This window comes from Streptomyces sp. NPDC056169, assembly GCF_042268445.1.
GTDB lineage: Bacteria > Actinomycetota > Actinomycetes > Streptomycetales > Streptomycetaceae > Streptomyces.
On sequence record NZ_JBHJUO010000010.1, the window covers coordinates 23,294 to 38,016 of the forward strand.

Below are 14,723 nucleotides of genomic sequence, written 5' to 3' on the forward strand. Positions count from 1 at the left end.
CGGTTCATCACCCCGTGTGCGCTGTAACATAGTAATGTGAAATTGCACTGACAACCCCTCCGGCAGCATCAGTTCTCCCGGGCCCCTCGAACCCCTCCCCCAGGTCGCAACAATCCGCCACAAAACCCCACCGCACACCCGCACATGGGGTGGTTCGACGGGGCTGGTCGACGGCTGGTCGACGGGCCGATAGACGACTAGTCGACGGGCCGGCCGACGGTTCCCCGGCCTTCGACGAGGGGAGTCAGGCCGTCGAGGAGCGCCTTGAGGCCGAAGGCGAAGAGAGCGTCGAGCTTCAGGTCATAGCCATCCCCGAAGGCTCCGACCACTTTGGCGAACGTCGGGAAACGGCCGGATTGCACCAGTTCCTGGAGGGCCGGGGTGCGGCTGTCCATCCACTGGTCCTCCGACTGGCCCGTTGCCGCCGCGGCGTGCGCTTCCCTCTCCAGGTGCACGGCCAGGCCCTCGACGTGGCTGTAGAGCAGGACGTGGATGTCGAACAGCTCGGCGGGATCGAGTCCGTGACCGTCGAGGGCTCGCAGCATCCACTCGCCGTGGACCATCAGGTTGGGCACGAGCAGCGGGCGGGTGAGAGAGCCGAGCTGGGCCAGCCACGGGTGCTTGCGATAGAGCGCCCAGAGGGTCCGGGCGCCCAGTTCGATGCGGGGGCGCCAGCCCTCGGGGGCGTCGGAGGGGTAGGACGCCTCGCCGAACGCGGTGTCGGCCATGAGCAGGATGAGGTCGTCCTTGCCGGGGACGTACCGATAGGGCGACATGGCGGCGACACCGAGCCGTGCCGCGACGCCGCGCATGGAGAGCGCCGGCAGTCCTTCCGTGTCGGCGATGTCGATGGCCGTGCGGACGATCCGGTCGAGGCTCAGCTCCCGCTCGGGGTCCGGGGCGGGCGCCGTTCGCCTACGGGCGGGCGCGGCGGGGGCCGTTCCCGCGACGACCGTGCCGATCCGGGGGCGGGCCTCGACGAGCCCCTCCAGCCGCAGCGTGGTCAGGGCCTTGGTGGCGGTGGCGAGCGCGACGCCCCACTCCCCCGCGATCTGCCGGGTCGAGGGAACCCGGTCCCCGGGGGCGAGTTCACCGTCCGCGATGCGTCGCCGGATCGCGGCGACGATGCGCAGATAGGGCGGGTCGCCGCCCGCGTCCGTGGCCTTCGTCACGTTCCGCCTCCCTCGTTTCCTGTACTAGGACAGACGGTAGCAGCGGCAACGCCGAGCAGAGGGTGGCTGAGCTAGTACAGCCCTGAACTCCGGCCAGTTGGAGCGAGCGTGCGTACGGCGTACGTTCAGTGCGCGTACACCGTACGAAGCACTGGAGGAACCTCACATGCAGACGACCGTGCTCATCTCCGGGGGCGGCATCGCCGGGCCCGTCCTCGCGTACTGGCTGCACCGGCACGGCTTCGCGCCCACCGTCGTCGAACGCGCCCCGGGCCCACGCCCCGGCGGCCAGGCTGTGGACATCCGCGGCGTCGCGCTCGCCGTCATGGAGCGGATGGGCCTGCTGGAGCAGGCACGTCACGTCCGGACCCGGATGCGCGGCATGTCGGTCCTCGACCCGGACGGCCACGAGGTCGACCGCTCCACCGAGGCGACCTTCAGCAGCGGCCGGCTCGACAGCGAGGACATCGAGGTGCTGCGCGAGGACCTGGTGCGGATGGTGTACGAGCACACGCGCCCCGGCGTCGAGTACCTCTTCGGCGACAGCGTCACCGCACTCGACGAGGACGCGACCGGCGTACGCGTCGACTTCGCTCACGCACCGTCCCGCACCTTCGACCTCGTGGTCGGGGCCGACGGCCTCCACTCCACCGTGCGACGCCTGGCCTTCGGCCCGGAGGAGCATTTCGCCCACCACCTGGGCAGCTACCTCTCCGTGTTCGGCGCGGACAACTTCCTCGCCCTGGACGACTGGCAGGTGTGGCTGCGGGACGGCGACACGGGCTTCGGCATCATGCCCGTACGCTGCAACACCGAGCTCAGGATCGCCTTCGGCTTCGAGTCCGCACCCCTCCCCCACGACCTTCGCCGGGGCGACGCCCTGCGGCAGCTCGTCGTGGACAAGCTCGCGTCGATGCGGTGGGAGGGGGCCCGGCTGGCCGACGCCGCCCGGAAGGCGCCCGACTTCTACTGTGACGCCATGGCCCAGATCCGGATGGACACGTGGTCGCGAGGCCGGGTGACCCTGCTCGGAGACGCCGGCTACTGCCCTTCTCCGCTCTCGGGGCAGGGCACCAGCCTGGCCCTCGTCGGCGCCCATGTGCTGGCCGACTGCCTGGCCCGGGCCCAGGGCGACCACCGCGTCGCGTACGCCCGCTACGAGCGGCGGATGCGCCCCTTCGTCACCCTCAACCAGGCACTGGCCACCGAGAATCCCGGCGGACCCGCCTCGGAGGAATCCGGCGCGCACGCCAAGAACGCCCTGTCACTGGACAGCTGAACCGAGCCGCAACGGCGGTCGCCCCTGGTGCCCCTCACGTCACCGTGACCACATATCCTCACCTGACGACGAGACGGCGGGGTACGTGGTGCCGGCCGCACCACGAGCGGGGAACGGAACATGGCGGGGAACGGAACATGACTGAGCCAGCGCCCGGGGACGCACACCCCGAGCCCTCGACCGTGCGCGTGTTCATCGCCCTCGCCCCGCCCGACGACGCGAAGGACGAGCTGGCCCACGCCCTGCGCCCCGCGTACGACGCGTACCCGCACATGCGGTGGAACCGCATCGAGGACTGGCACATCACGCTGGCGTTCCTCGGGGAGCTCCCGGTCTCGGCCGTGCCGCTCCTGCGGCCCCCGCTCGCGCGCCTCGCCGCGACCCGCCGGCCCCTGGAGCTGGGGCTGCTCGGCGGCGGGCACTTCGACGAGCGGGTGCTGTGGAGCGGGATCGACGGGGACGTCGAAGGACTGCAGCAGCTCGCCGCCGAGGTGCGCGCCGTGGTCCGGGAGTGCGGCATCACCTTCCAGGAGCGGCCGCTGCGCCCCCATCTGACGCTGGCCCGCGCGCGCCGCGACGACACCGCCAGCGTGGTGGAGGCCGCCGCGCGGCTGGCCGGGTTCACCGGCCGCCGATGGCGGACCGAACGCCTCCACCTCGTCGGCAGCAACTTCGGCCGCGGCCCGGCACCGATCCGCTACCGCGACATCGAGGCCTGGGCCTTCGACGGGTCCTGACCCCGGGTGCGAGTCCGGACGCCTCTGCTCCTCTTTTCTCTCCCTTCCCTGGGCCTCCCCGCCGTGATCACCGCCGGGTTATCTTCGTCCGGCGGACGAACATGAGGTGGGGTCATGCGCAGCTATGCCGGAGTGATGGTCGGACATCTGCTGCTCGCCACCGTGTGGTGCTGTCCGGGCCCCTTCGGGCTCGTCCTGGGCTACGTCGCCTGGAGTCAGGGCGAGGACTGGGCCTGGATCGCGCTCGTCGCCGGGCTGGCCTGCTCGGTTCCCATCCCCTTCATGGCCGTCTCGTACGCGCGGAAGCAGTTCCCCCGGATCACCCGCCGGGACCGGCTGAAGCAGGCGGGCGTCCCTTACGGCGATGCCACGTTCGTGTTGTGGGCGCCGCGGTCCCCGCAGGGCCATCCGCGGGCGCGGCTGGCGCGGGCGGACGTCCTGGAGGCGTCGCTCGTGCGGTACGCCCCCGAGGGCGAGGCGACGTACACGACGTACGGGGACACCTTCACGCCCGACGAGTTCACACCACTGGTGCGGCTGAGGCTGCGGGTCCACGGCTCCGAGGAGACCGACGGGACGGACTGGACGGACGGTGCACACGGGTCCGACGGCTCCGCCGGGTTCGAGGTCACGGACGAGTGGCGGGTGCCGTCCCTCTGTCTGTCGGCGGTCACGGCGGGCCGCCTGGCCGTCCTGGTCGATCCGGACGGTTCCTCCGATCCCACCGATCCGTCCGCGCCGGGGAGGGTCACTCCCCTGTGGCCGCGCAGCACGCTGCTCGCGGGCACGAGGACCAGTCGGATCGTCGACCTCGACGGCCGGCTGACCGATGTGACCCGCTACCCCGGTCGGCTGCTGCGGCACATGCGGATCTCCCTGGACGCCGGAGGGATCGACATGGCCGGCGACCTGATCGACCTCCGCGGCCTGGACGCGGCCACGGCGGCGCGCTACACCGCCGTGGCCGAGCGGGACCGTGCTCGACCCGAGAGCCCCGCGCCGGTGACCGAACCGGGTGAGGAGTCCCGGTGGATCGTGGACGACCTGCCGGGTGAGCGGGCGGCGTTCGGCTCCGTCGGCCGACGATGGGCGCGCGACGGTGGTGTCCTCGTACGTGCCCGGTTCCTGCAGATGAGCCCCACGAACACCTTCCAGGACCACGGCCCGGTCCTCGACATCGTGCTGCGGATCCATCCCGCGGACGGCACACCCCCGTTCGACGCCACCCGGCGGCTGACGGTGCCGATGGACTACCTCGCGGTCCTCCACCGCACCAGGGAGGTCGTCCTCTACGTCAGCCCGAACGGCACGTCGTACGTCGTCGACTGGGCCCGTACCAATCTCCTCGCCGGCACCGCCGCGGCCAAGGTCATCGCCCCCGATGGTCGCGAACTCCCTCTGGCGGGACGCCCGGAGGTGATCTGGGCCCTGATGAACCTGCTGGCGTCCCAGGGCCTCTCGAACCCGACATCCGTCCTGGATCTCCGCAAGCGCCGGATGAGCGCGGTGGCGGGGGCGGTCATGGACCTGGTGTCCTAGGAGACGAAGCCCACGACGCCGAATCCCGGGCGGGACTCCACGTGGCGGAGCCAGCCCATGACGTCCATGACGGCGTCGACCACCTCGGGCTCCAGCGGCGGGGCGTGGCCCGCCTTCTTGGTCTCTTCGAACTGGGCCAGTGCCGCCAGGCATTGGTCGTGCGTCCACTCGCCGCAGCGCGGCAGGTCGGAGTACGGGAAGCCGGCGGGGAAGCCGCCGCCGTAGCCGAACTCGGCGACCGAGACGGCGGTGATCCGCAGCGCGCGCAGCCCTTCGTCGACCATCTCCAGCCAGTCGCCCCGGAACGGGCTGAAGCAGGAGTTGTCGAGGAAGGAGCCGGTGAGCGAGACGAGGCGCTTGTAGGCGTAGCCGTACTGGAAGGCGTACTGGCCGTCCTCGGGGAAGGGCCCGCCGTACACCACGGTCCGCAGTGCATCGAACGCGGTGGGGGCGCCGTCCGCTATCTGGGAGGAGAACCAGCTGTCGTCGGACTCCAGGTCGTCGCCGAAGCTGTCGCGGACGACCTGGAGCAGCTGGTCGTCGCGCGAGCCGACGAAGGCCCGCGCGGCCTTGGGGTCGATCAGGTACACGCTCAGGGAGGAACTCATGTCGATCACGTTAGCGACCTGCACTGACAACGCGTTCGCGGGCTCCGGTCGGCCGTGTGCGAGTCGCCACCAGGACGGCATCCAGGGGCCGATGGGGCACGGTGGCGGGTGTCGTCAGGCGTAGGGGTCGAAGGGGATGCCGGCCGGTTTGGCCTTGGCCAGGTGGGCGGCGAAGTTGCCGTCCTTGAGTCCGAACACCGCACTGCCGAAGTCGGCCTGGGTGAGCTTGTCGCGCACTCCCGCGGGGTAGCCGTTCCAGCCGACGAGGCTCGGGAACTGCCAGGTGTGCTGGTGGTTCTCGGGCGGCTCGTCGTTGGAGTTCGCGGGACGGAAGCAGTGCGTGCTGATGCCGTCCTTGTGGTAGACGACCTTGGGGTGGGTGCCGTCCCAGCGGATCTTGTCGCGGCCGTACACCGAGAAGCCCCCGTGGGCGGAGGTGGACACGTACTGCGCCTGGTTGTTCTGCACCCACACCACGACGTGCTCCCAGTCGTGCCGGTGTCCGCCGAGCCCGCTGCCGGCCACGGCCTGGTCCTTCTCGAAGTACAGGCCGTAGATGATCGCGCACCAGCCGTTGTTGCACTTGTACCGGGCGTACCCGTTGGTGTTGGTGAGGTCCCACGAGTCGCGACACTGGCCGTTGAGTGCGCCGGAGGGGTTGAGTCCGCCGTTGACCGTCCCGTCGGCGCCGATGGCGGCGGTGGGGTAGCAGCCGTCCGTGTCGTAGTCGAACGCCGGCTGGAACGTCTGCTCCAGGCCGTCCGCGTTGGCGGGGAGGGCCGGGGGCGGGGCGGCGAAGGCGCTGCCCGGCAGGGCGATCAGCAACGCGAGTGAACTGCCTAGGGTGAGTGCTCCCTTGACGAGGTGGCGCGTGATCCTCACTCCGACTCCCTGACCTGGACTGGACGGCGCGCGCGGCACGGTGGTGCGCGGCGCGGGGGCGCGAGTGACATGCCCATTCCAAGCGTCAGGGAATCATGAACGACCGGAGGGAATCGGCGGGGACTTCCGGAGCCGTACGGCTCAGGCCACGCCCCGCGGGCGGAACTGGACGCTGATGCGGGGTCCGACGGCGCGGGCCGTCTTCGGGACGGCATGCTCCCAGGTGCGCTGGCACGAGCCGCCCATCACCACGAGGTCGCCGTGCCCCAGCGGGAGGCGCAGCGCGACGGGCCCGCCGCCGCGAGGGCGGAACGCGAGGTCGCGGGGGTCCCCGAGGGAGAGGATGGCGACCATCGTGTCCTGCGTGGCGGAGCGGCCGCTCCGGTCGCCGTGCCAGGCGACGCTGTCGCGCCCGTCGCGGTAGAGGCAGAGACCCGAGGTGACGAAGGGCTCGCCGAGCTCGGGCGCGTAGTGGTCGCTGAGGGTCTCGCGCGCCACGAGGAGCGCGGGGTGCGGGAGGGGGGCGCCCTCGCGGTAGTACGCGAGGAGGCGCGGCACGGCGACGACACGGTCGTACATCTCCCGCTCCTCGGCCTGCCACGGCACGCACCCGGCCAGCTCCTCGAACAGGGCGTCGGCGCCATGGAACCAGCCGGGCAGGTGGTCCACCCAGGCGCCGCCTGCGAGCACCGTCCGCCGCACGCCGTCCAGCGAGCCGGGCTCGATGTCGACCCCCTGGTCGAACAGGGATCCCTGGAAGCCGGGGAGGTCGGGTGGACCCGGGAGATCGGGCCGTGGTGCGGCGGTCATGAGTCCAGCATAGACACACTCTCGAACACCTGAGCGAATATGCCGGTCGGGGAGCCCTACCGGGGACAGCGCGTGGGCGTTGTCAGTGGCGTGCGACAGACTGGCGATCATGTTCACGGGGATCGACGACGTCGACTGGGCGTCCATGGGTCATGCGTACGGCGACGCCTCCGACGTGCCGGGGCTCCTGCGGGGGCTCGTCTCGCCGGACGGGGACGAGCGGGAGGTCGCGCTCGACGGGATGTACGGCGCGGTGCATCACCAAGGGGACGTGTACGACAGCACGGTCGCGTGCGTGCCGTTCCTGTTCGAGCTGGTCGCGACCGCCGGGCTGCCCGGGCGGGGCGAGATCGTCGAGCTGCTGCGCTCCATCGACGGCGACGGCCGCGACCCCGAGGAGATGGACTTCTGGTCCGACGACGAGGACGAGTACGCCGCCTGGGCGGAGACCCTCGCGCGGGCGGAGTCGGACACCCGGGCACGCAGCGGGGTGCTCCTCGACGTTCTCGCGGATCCCGACCCGGGGCTGCGGAGGGCCGTGCCCGGTGCGCTGGTGCAGTTGCACGGCGATCCCGCGGAGGTGCTGACGACCCTGCGGCGGCGACTGGCGGTGGAGCGGGACGGAAGCGTCCTGCGGGCGCTGGCGGCGGCCGTGGGAGAAGTGGGCGTCCGGCACGAGGAGTTCACCGAGGAGTCGGGGGCCGCGCTGACCGCCCTGCTCGCAGCCGATGGCGGCCGGGATGACCCGGGGGTGCGGCTGTCGGCGCTCGTACAACTGGCGCGCTGCACGCCCGGTCCGCTGCCGGAGCGCGCGGTCGGGATCGCCCTCGACGTGATGCGCGCGGCGCGGGAGGCGGAGGAGGATCCGACGGACGCCGAGCCTGAGCCCGTACGAGCCCCGGCGACTCCGACACCGACGATGATCTCGTACCTGCGCCGCCTCAAGGCGTCCCAGCGCGGCTCCGTGAAGGCCCCGTGGGCGACGGAGCTGCTCGGGGGCCTGCACCGCGCCCTGGGCGACCGGGTCGCAGAGCGTTTCGCGCTTCTGGAGGATCAGTTGCGCAGCCCCGACTGGGGGCAGCGGCGCGAGGCGATCGACATGGGCGGCCTGCTCCTGACGGGGTGGCGGGGCCCGCACGAGGAGTCCGTTCGACTCCTGGGCGAGCAGCTCCAGGAGACCGACCACCGGATCGTCCGGTGGGCGTCCGAGGAGCTGGAGTGGCTGTACGCGCTCGGGGGCCCGGCGGCTGACGCGCTGGCCGCGCGGGTGGCGGCGGGACCGGAGTTCCTCCCTCAGGACCGATGGAGAGAGACGTCCTACGGGGCGGCGCTGTGCGCGCTCGCCGCGCAGGGAGACGCGCGGGCCGTCCCCGCACTCGTCGAGGTCCTGCGGCACGGCGAGGTGCCGGAGGACCTGGGCGCCTGGATCGGCAGGATGGCCCCGGAGGCGGCCGCGATGCTCGTGCCCGTGCTGCTCGCGAGGCTGGCACGGATCGCTCCGGGCCATCAGCCGCGTCGCACGGAGCACCTCCTGAAGGCCGTGGCGGCCACCGGGGACGCGAGGGCGGTCGGACCCGCCCTGCGGATCCTGCGGGCTCCCGAGGACGTGACCCGGCCGGTGCTCGGCGACGCCGTGCGGGCGCTCGGCGCGCTCGGCCCGACCGCGCGCGAGGCACTGCCGGAACTGCGACGGCTGGTCCGGGACGGCGCGACGCACCTCCGTGTCGACGCGGCCTCGGCGCTGTGGTCGGTCGGGGGCGGGACGGAGGCCGTCCTGCCCGTGCTGTCCTCGGGGCTCGCCGCGGACCACTGGTCGGGGCGGCACGACGCCCTGCGCGCACTCGCCCGCCTGGGGACGGAGGCCGCGGCGGCGCTGCCCGAACTGCGCCGGCTCGCCGCCTCGCCCGAGGAGAACGGCGGCTGGGTCGCGGGCGCCCTCGCGACGGCCCTGTGGGAGGCCGGCCGCGATACGGAGGAGTGCCTGCCCGTCCTGCTCCACGCCTGGTCCGCGCACGCGGACAACCGGCCGGACGTGGCGGGCATATGGGCCCGGATGGGGCCCGCGGCCCGGTCCGCCGTCCCGCTCGTCCGCGAGGAACTCACCGCCGCCCGCCGCCACAACAACTCGGGCGGAACGGGCCGCATGCGCTACCGCTGCGCCGCCGACGAACTCCTGCTCACCCACGGGCACGCACTCCTGGAGGCCTGCGCCGAGTGAGGCGACGCGAGCCCCGGCCGGTGAGACACCGCGTGCGGCGCAGCGGTAGGGGCGTGTCACGGCTCCGCCGTGGGCCTCATCGCACGGCGACCGGCGGCGTGGGGAGCACCGCTTGCTCCTTCGGCTTCACAAGACGCGTCATGCCCACACCCATCAGCACGATCACCATGCCCGCCGCTGCCCGCAGGCTGAAGGGTTCGTCGAGGAACAGGAATCCCAGGACCAGCGACACCACGGGTAGCAGATAGCCGACGGTCGCGGCGTTGGTGGCGCCTTCGGCGGCGATGATCCGGTAGGTGAGGTGGAACGTGACGCCCGTGGCGAAGATGCCCAGGATCACGACCGCGATCAGGCCCGACGGGGCGATGTCGACCGGCGGCCGGCCGCCGAGCGGCAGGGCGAGGCCGGTCAGCACCGTCGCGGCGACTAGCTGGGCCGAGGACAGGGAGAGCGTCGCGAGGCCCCGCCCCACGAGGTGGCGTCCCATGTACGCGAAGCCGACCGCGTAACTCGCCGCCGCCCCGACGATCGCCAGGGCGCCCCAGCCGACCTGTCCCGCTCCCTGCCAGGGGGCGAAGATCACCACCACCCCGGCGAAGCCGAGCAGCAGGCCGCCGGCGCGGACGGGACGGAGTCCGCGCTCCGTACCGAGGGCCAGACCGAGCAGCAGGGACCAGAGCGGGGTCGTCGCGTTCAGCACTCCTGCCAGTCCGGAGCCGACGGTCTGCTGGCCGAGGCTGAACAGCGCGAAGGGCAGGGCGTTGCACCAGAAGGCCGCCACGAAGACATGGCCCCAGACGGCCCGGCCGCGCGGCAGGCGCCGCCGGGTCGCCAGACACAGGACAAGCAGGGTGCCCGCGCCGAGGAGGCAGCGGGCCACGGTGACCTGGAGCGGGGACAGCGCCCGCAGGGCCAGCTCGATCCAGAGGAACGTCGACCCCCACAGCAGGGCGAGTACCCCCATCCGGGCCCCGGCCCGCACTCCGCCTTCGGCACTCTTCACGCTCGGTCTCCTCCCTGGAATCCTGCTGAGGAGAGCAACGATGCCGTCCCACTACCGTTCAGCACCATCACAAAATGGTTCACCTCTCTTAAGCTCGGCTACATGCTTGATGTGAGGCGGATGCAGATCCTTCGGGCCGTGGTCACCAGCGGATCGGTGACCGCCGCCGCGGCGGAGCTCGGATACACCCCGTCCGCCGTGAGCCAGCAGGTCACGGCCCTGGAGAGGGAGGCCGGGATCGCCCTGCTCGAACGGGTCGGGCGAGGGGTACGGCCGACGGCGGCGGGCCTGCTCCTCACCCAGTACACGGCGACCGTCAGCCGGACCCTCACCGAGGCCGAGGCCGCACTGGCCGATCTGCGGGCCGGGCGGACCGGCAGTCTCGCCGTCCGCTACTTCGGCTCGGTCGGTCCCGCGCTCGTGGCCCCCGCACTGGCCCGGCTCCGCCGGGAACATCCGGGGATCCGCCTCGACCTCACGCTGCTCGACGCCCGGGAGGCGCTCCCCGAGGTCGCCCGGGGAGACGCGGACGTCGCGATCGTCATCCGGCCGCGCGAGGACACGGCCCCGGGCCTCCGGCTCGTCCACCTGCTCGACGACGAGTACCTCGCCGCGCTCCCGCCCGGGCACCCGCTGGCCGCCCGGCGCGTCCTCGACCTGGCCGAGCTCGCCGCCGAGCCGTGGGTCGGGAGCGAGCCGCAGGGGCCGTGCCTCGACGTGGTGCTCGCGGCGTGCGCGGAGGCGGGATTCACCCCGGACTTCGTGGCGGGGAGCGAGGACTACGCGACCGCGCTCGGGTTCGTCGCGGCCGGTCTCGGCGTCAGCCTCGTCCCCCGCCTCGGCACGGGAGGCGGCCGCCGTACGGACGTCGCCCTGCGCCGGGTACGGAACCCGCGCCCCGTCAGAGCCGTACAGGCCGCCGTCCGAGAGGGCGCACCCGGCCAGCCCGCGCTCACCACACTCCTCGAAGCCCTCGCGGAGGCGGCACGGCGGTCCGCGTCGGGGACCGTGCCGCGAGAGCGCGGCTAGCGGGTGTCTTGTCGACGGCGGTGACGCGGTCGTCCAGGGACGGGCTTGACTCTCGGGTGACGCGAGACGGCACAGTCAGTGCCGTGGACAGAAGAAGCATGCTGCCGATCGGGCAGTTCTCGCAGGCCAGCGGCCTCTCGGTCACCGCGCTTCGGCACTACGACGCCAGTGGCGTGCTGGTGCCGGCGTTCGTCGATCCGGTGAGCGGCTACCGGTACTTCCGGCGTGACCACGTGCGCACGGCGCAGTCGATCAGGGTGCTGCGGCAGCTGGACATCCCGGTCGAGGAGGTGCGCCGGTTGCTCGGCGCCGGCGAGGAGGAGCTCACCGCCGCCCTGGAGGCGCACCTGCGGGCGGCCGAGCGACGGCTGGAAGTGCAGCGCTCCGTGGTCCACAGCCTGTTGAGCCGACTCACCGAGGGAGCAGAGATGACCCACCGCGTCACCGTCCGCCAGGGCACCGCCGAACGGATCCTCGTCCGCGGGGCGACCCTGGACAACTCCGGGCTCGACGCCTTCCTCCGCGACGCCTACCAGCAGATGTACGAGGTCGCCGGGCGTGGCCCGCTCACCTTCACCGGGCCCGCCTTCGTCCGCTTCCACGGGGTCTGCGACGACGAGAACGAGACGCTCGTCGAGGCGTGCCTGCCGTTCTGGGAGGAGGGCGCGCAGCCCTCGGACCTGCCCGACGGGATGACCGTGCGCGAGCTGCCCGAGAACACTCTCGCCTGCACCGAGGTCGAGGGCGCCGCCGCCGTGTTCCCCCGGATCCTCGGCGCGTACGACGCCGTCGCCGACTGGATCACCGAGCACGGCTTCGCCTTCGCGGGCCCGGCCCGGATGGTCTACCGCCGGTGGACCGGGGCACCGGACCACCCGGACAACCGCCTGGAGATCGCCTGGCCGATCGACGAGCCCGCCGACGACTAGGGGGTGTCTTGTCGATCAGGCCGGATCAGGGAGCGGCGTCTGGTGCCGTGGATCGCAAGGCGGAGGAGGGAGTCGACGCGGTGGGGGTACCTCCCGTGCCCGGAGGGCTACGGGGGACGTCGGCGAGTGACGACAACGCGGCGAGGCGCGGTGCCAGGCGTCGCGAGCCCGGCCTGATCGACAAGCCACCCCCTAGGGAGTGTCCGGGCGGTCGATCCGGTAGACGTAGTGGGCGCGGTCGTCGATCGGGTTGTCGGGTTCGAGGGAGGCCTCGGCGATTCGGTGGAGACCCGCCTTCTCCAGGGCACGCCAGGACGGGCGGTTCGCCGTGTGGACGGGGACGATGATCGCGGTGGCCTCGGGATGGTCGGTCCAGGTCGCTCCCACGATCGCCCGGATCAGGCGTGTGCCGTGGCCCCGGCCGACCAGGTCCGGTTCGCCGATCAGGTAGTCGATGGACATCGCACCGTCCGGTACGTCGAGCTCCGCCGCCAGCTCGGCCTCGTAGTCCGGGAAGTCGGCGAGGCGGCAGCGCTGGACGAGGCCGATCGGCCGGCCGTCGAGGAGGACGAGCAGGTCCTCCGACGGGTCCTCTCCCCGGGCGGCGGGGCCGAAGTCGCGGGCGACGGCCTCGGGCGAGGTCTCGTGGTTCCACCAGCGCGCGACGTGCGGCTGGGCCAGCCACTGCCCCAGTTGCGGGAAGTCGGGTGCACCGAGGCGGCGCCAGGTGATCGTCATCAGGGCCGCTCCGCAGGTCGACGGCGTGGGTCGTACCCGAAGCAGGGTAGGGGTGGCGGCGGAGGGAAGTCCGGCGAAAACGCGTTTCGCGCCGGGCGTCCGACGACCTAATGTGGCGCGGTGACGACGCAGATGATCATTCTCAATGGTGGTTCCAGCTCCGGTAAGTCCGGGATCGTGAGGTGCCTCCAGGCCGTGCTGCCCGATCCGTGGCTGGCGTTCGGCTGCGACTCGTTCGTCGACGCCCTGCCGGCGAGGATGCAGGCCGCGGACGGAGGAATCGCGTTCGCGGAGGACGGCGAGGTGACCGTCGGGGCGGACTTCCTCGCGCTGGAGGCCGCCTGGCGGGAAGGCGTCGCGACGATGGTCCGCGCGGGCGCGCGGATCGTCATCGACGACGTCTTCCTCGGCGGAGCGGCGTCCCAGCAGCGGTGGCGGACGGCTCTCGGCGACGTACCGGCGCTGTGGGTGGGCGTGCGGTGCGAGAGCGTGATCGCCGCGGGCCGTGAGGTCGCCCGGGGAGACCGGATCCAGGGAATGGCGGCGTCGCAGGCGGAGTCGGTGCACCGGGGCGTGTTCTACGACCTGGAGGTGGACACGTCGCACACCGAGTCCCTGGACTGCGCGCGGGCCATCGCCGCCCGTCTCGGCTGATCTCGAAGGACCGAGACTGACCGAGACTGACCGAGACTGACCGCGACGGACCTCGGTGACACGGAGATGCGGGGTGCGGGGTGCGGGGGTGCGGCTTGTCAGGCGACGCGGAGGACGCTCTTGCCCAGGGTCGTCCCCTCGGCGAGGTGCCGCACCGCCGTGTCCAGGCTCCCGAGGGCGTACTCGGCGGTGATGTCCAGGCGGACCTTGCCGTCGGCGACGAGGCCGAGTGCGCGGCGGGCACTGTCGGCGAGCCGCTCGGGGTGGGTCCGAGCGAGCAGGTTGCTGTTGTAGGTCAGAAGTGACGCGCCCTGCATGAGGAGGTCGTTGGCGTCGGCGGAGACGGGTTCGTGCGTGGCGATGTTGCCGTACGCGACCAGTCGGCCGTGTGCCGCGAGCCGCCCGAGGCCGGCGGTGCGGGTCGAGCCGCCGACCGGGTCGAGGATGACGTCGGGCTGCTCGTCGCCGAGCCCGGCCGGGAACTCCTCGCGGAGCAGGAGCCGGTCGTACCCGAACCGTGCGGCGTATTCGGCCCTTTCGGCAGTGCCGACGACACCGACGACGCGGCCCGCTCCGGCCAGTCGGGCGAACTGGGCGGCCAGCGTGCCGACCGAGCCGGCGGCGCCATGGATCAGCACGCTGTCGCCGGGCAGCACGCGGGCGACGGTGTTGATCAGGTCGTAGGCGGTCGGCGCTCCCCACCCGAGACCCGCGGCCGTCCTCAGCGGCAGGCCGCCGATGCCCAGCGTGAGCGTGGCGGGTGCCAGGACCACCTCGGCGTAGGCGCCCGCGGTGGTCAGCGCGGTGACGGCTTCACCGACACGGCGTACGTCGACACCCGTGCCGACCGCGACGATGTGCCCGGACGCCTCGAACCCCGGGACGAAGGGCCGGGGTACGGCGAAGTGGCCGTCCCGGACCAGGGTGTCGCCCCACTGGATCCCCGCGTACGCGACGCGGATCGCCACCCGACCGGGGCCGGGGGCGGGCTCTTCCCGCTCGGTCACCCGGTAGTGGTCGTCGATGTCGAGAACGACAGCCTTCATGAATACAGCCCCCTGCGTTGACTCAGTATCCTTACAGTCGAGAACGGTAGGTATCTAAGGTTCCTGAGTCAACCCATGA

General features: G+C 72.3%; 14 protein-coding genes. 7 read left to right on the forward strand and 7 right to left on the reverse strand.

Going from position 1 to position 14,723, the window contains the following annotated elements:
* Positions 1–197: 197 nt before the first annotated feature.
* Positions 198–1,172 carry a TetR/AcrR family transcriptional regulator C-terminal domain-containing protein gene (locus ACFC0G_RS17435; RefSeq protein ID WP_376403983.1) on the reverse strand — a complete coding sequence of 325 codons (975 nt, stop codon included), beginning with the start codon at positions 1,170–1,172 and terminating at the stop codon, positions 198–200.
* Between the two features lie 166 nt (positions 1,173–1,338).
* On the opposite strand from ACFC0G_RS17435, the gene ACFC0G_RS17440 reads away from it, so the two are divergent.
* From ACFC0G_RS17440 to ACFC0G_RS17450, 3 genes are all read left to right on the forward strand, one after another.
* Positions 1,339–2,451: an FAD-dependent monooxygenase gene (locus ACFC0G_RS17440; RefSeq protein ID WP_376403985.1), complete on the forward strand. Its 1,113-nt coding sequence runs from the start codon at positions 1,339–1,341 to the stop codon at positions 2,449–2,451.
* Between the two features lie 137 nt (positions 2,452–2,588).
* Complete coding sequence (gene thpR, locus ACFC0G_RS17445) at positions 2,589–3,188, forward strand: RNA 2',3'-cyclic phosphodiesterase (RefSeq protein ID WP_376403987.1); 600 nt, start codon at positions 2,589–2,591, stop codon at positions 3,186–3,188.
* A 114-nt stretch (positions 3,189–3,302) separates the two neighbouring features.
* Positions 3,303–4,727 (forward strand): hypothetical protein, encoded by a 1,425-nt coding sequence (locus ACFC0G_RS17450; protein ID WP_376403989.1) that lies wholly within the window; start codon positions 3,303–3,305, stop codon positions 4,725–4,727.
* On the opposite strand, the gene ACFC0G_RS17455 is transcribed toward ACFC0G_RS17450, so the two are convergent.
* The 3 genes from ACFC0G_RS17455 to ACFC0G_RS17465 form a co-directional block, all read right to left on the reverse strand.
* Complete coding sequence (locus tag ACFC0G_RS17455) at positions 4,724–5,335, reverse strand: hypothetical protein (RefSeq protein WP_376403991.1); 612 nt, start codon at positions 5,333–5,335, stop codon at positions 4,724–4,726. The two genes, ACFC0G_RS17450 and ACFC0G_RS17455, sit on opposite strands and share 4 nt — an antisense overlap.
* Before the next feature lie 114 nt (positions 5,336–5,449).
* Entirely contained in the window at positions 5,450–6,217 is a 768-nt protein-coding gene (locus tag ACFC0G_RS17460) for an NPP1 family protein (protein ID WP_376403993.1), read from the reverse strand.
* A 141-nt stretch (positions 6,218–6,358) separates the two neighbouring features.
* A complete protein-coding gene (locus tag ACFC0G_RS17465) occupies positions 6,359–7,027 on the reverse strand; it encodes an alpha-ketoglutarate-dependent dioxygenase AlkB (protein WP_376403995.1) in 669 nt (222 codons plus the stop codon).
* 109 nt (positions 7,028–7,136) lie between these two features.
* On the opposite strand from ACFC0G_RS17465, the gene ACFC0G_RS17470 reads away from it, so the two are divergent.
* The gene (locus ACFC0G_RS17470; RefSeq protein ID WP_376403997.1) at positions 7,137–9,245 is read left to right on the forward strand and encodes a PBS lyase; all 2,109 of its coding nucleotides are present in this window, start codon (positions 7,137–7,139) and stop codon (positions 9,243–9,245) included.
* A 76-nt stretch (positions 9,246–9,321) separates the two neighbouring features.
* Here the strand turns inward: ACFC0G_RS17470 and ACFC0G_RS17475 are convergent, their stop codons facing one another.
* The gene (locus ACFC0G_RS17475) at positions 9,322–10,209 is read right to left on the reverse strand and encodes a DMT family transporter (RefSeq protein WP_376404520.1); all 888 of its coding nucleotides are present in this window, start codon (positions 10,207–10,209) and stop codon (positions 9,322–9,324) included.
* A gap of 141 nt (positions 10,210–10,350) precedes the next feature.
* On the opposite strand from ACFC0G_RS17475, the gene ACFC0G_RS17480 reads away from it, so the two are divergent.
* Entirely contained in the window at positions 10,351–11,277 is a 927-nt protein-coding gene (locus tag ACFC0G_RS17480) for a LysR family transcriptional regulator (protein ID WP_376403999.1), read from the forward strand.
* Positions 11,278–11,360: 83 nt separating this feature from the next.
* Positions 11,361–12,206, forward strand: coding sequence for a MerR family transcriptional regulator (locus tag ACFC0G_RS17485; RefSeq protein WP_376404001.1), 846 nt, complete (start codon positions 11,361–11,363; stop codon positions 12,204–12,206).
* A 192-nt stretch (positions 12,207–12,398) separates the two neighbouring features.
* Here ACFC0G_RS17485 and ACFC0G_RS17490 read toward each other — a convergent pair whose 3' ends face one another.
* Positions 12,399–12,944, reverse strand: a complete 546-nt coding sequence (locus tag ACFC0G_RS17490; RefSeq protein ID WP_376404003.1) for a GNAT family N-acetyltransferase — start codon at positions 12,942–12,944, stop codon at positions 12,399–12,401.
* Between the two features lie 132 nt (positions 12,945–13,076).
* Here ACFC0G_RS17490 and cpt point away from each other — a divergent pair, with 132 nt between their 5' ends.
* Entirely contained in the window at positions 13,077–13,598 is a 522-nt protein-coding gene (gene cpt, locus ACFC0G_RS17495) for a chloramphenicol phosphotransferase CPT (RefSeq protein WP_376404522.1), read from the forward strand.
* A gap of 98 nt (positions 13,599–13,696) precedes the next feature.
* Here the strand turns inward: cpt and ACFC0G_RS17500 are convergent, their stop codons facing one another.
* Entirely contained in the window at positions 13,697–14,644 is a 948-nt protein-coding gene (locus ACFC0G_RS17500) for a zinc-binding alcohol dehydrogenase family protein (protein ID WP_376404005.1), read from the reverse strand.
* Positions 14,645–14,723: the final 79 nt, after the last annotated feature.

What these genes read in the sequence shown, in the direction of transcription:
- thpR (WP_376403987.1), top strand. Translation starts at nt 2,589, where the DNA reads ATGACTGAGCCAGCGCCCGGGGACGCACACCCCGAGCCCTCGACCGTG.
- ACFC0G_RS17465 (WP_376403995.1), bottom strand. Translation starts at nt 7,027, where the DNA reads ATGACCGCCGCACCACGGCCCGATCTCCCGGGTCCACCCGACCTCCCC.
- ACFC0G_RS17440 (WP_376403985.1), top strand. Translation starts at nt 1,339, where the DNA reads ATGCAGACGACCGTGCTCATCTCCGGGGGCGGCATCGCCGGGCCCGTC.
- ACFC0G_RS17450 (WP_376403989.1), top strand. Translation starts at nt 3,303, where the DNA reads ATGCGCAGCTATGCCGGAGTGATGGTCGGACATCTGCTGCTCGCCACC.
- ACFC0G_RS17475 (WP_376404520.1), bottom strand. Translation starts at nt 10,209, where the DNA reads ATGGGGGTACTCGCCCTGCTGTGGGGGTCGACGTTCCTCTGGATCGAG.
- ACFC0G_RS17490 (WP_376404003.1), bottom strand. Translation starts at nt 12,944, where the DNA reads ATGACGATCACCTGGCGCCGCCTCGGTGCACCCGACTTCCCGCAACTG.
- ACFC0G_RS17455 (WP_376403991.1), bottom strand. Translation starts at nt 5,335, where the DNA reads ATGAGTTCCTCCCTGAGCGTGTACCTGATCGACCCCAAGGCCGCGCGG.
- ACFC0G_RS17470 (WP_376403997.1), top strand. Translation starts at nt 7,137, where the DNA reads ATGTTCACGGGGATCGACGACGTCGACTGGGCGTCCATGGGTCATGCG.
- ACFC0G_RS17500 (WP_376404005.1), bottom strand. Translation starts at nt 14,644, where the DNA reads ATGAAGGCTGTCGTTCTCGACATCGACGACCACTACCGGGTGACCGAG.
- ACFC0G_RS17480 (WP_376403999.1), top strand. Translation starts at nt 10,351, where the DNA reads ATGCTTGATGTGAGGCGGATGCAGATCCTTCGGGCCGTGGTCACCAGC.
- cpt (WP_376404522.1), top strand. Translation starts at nt 13,077, where the DNA reads ATGATCATTCTCAATGGTGGTTCCAGCTCCGGTAAGTCCGGGATCGTG.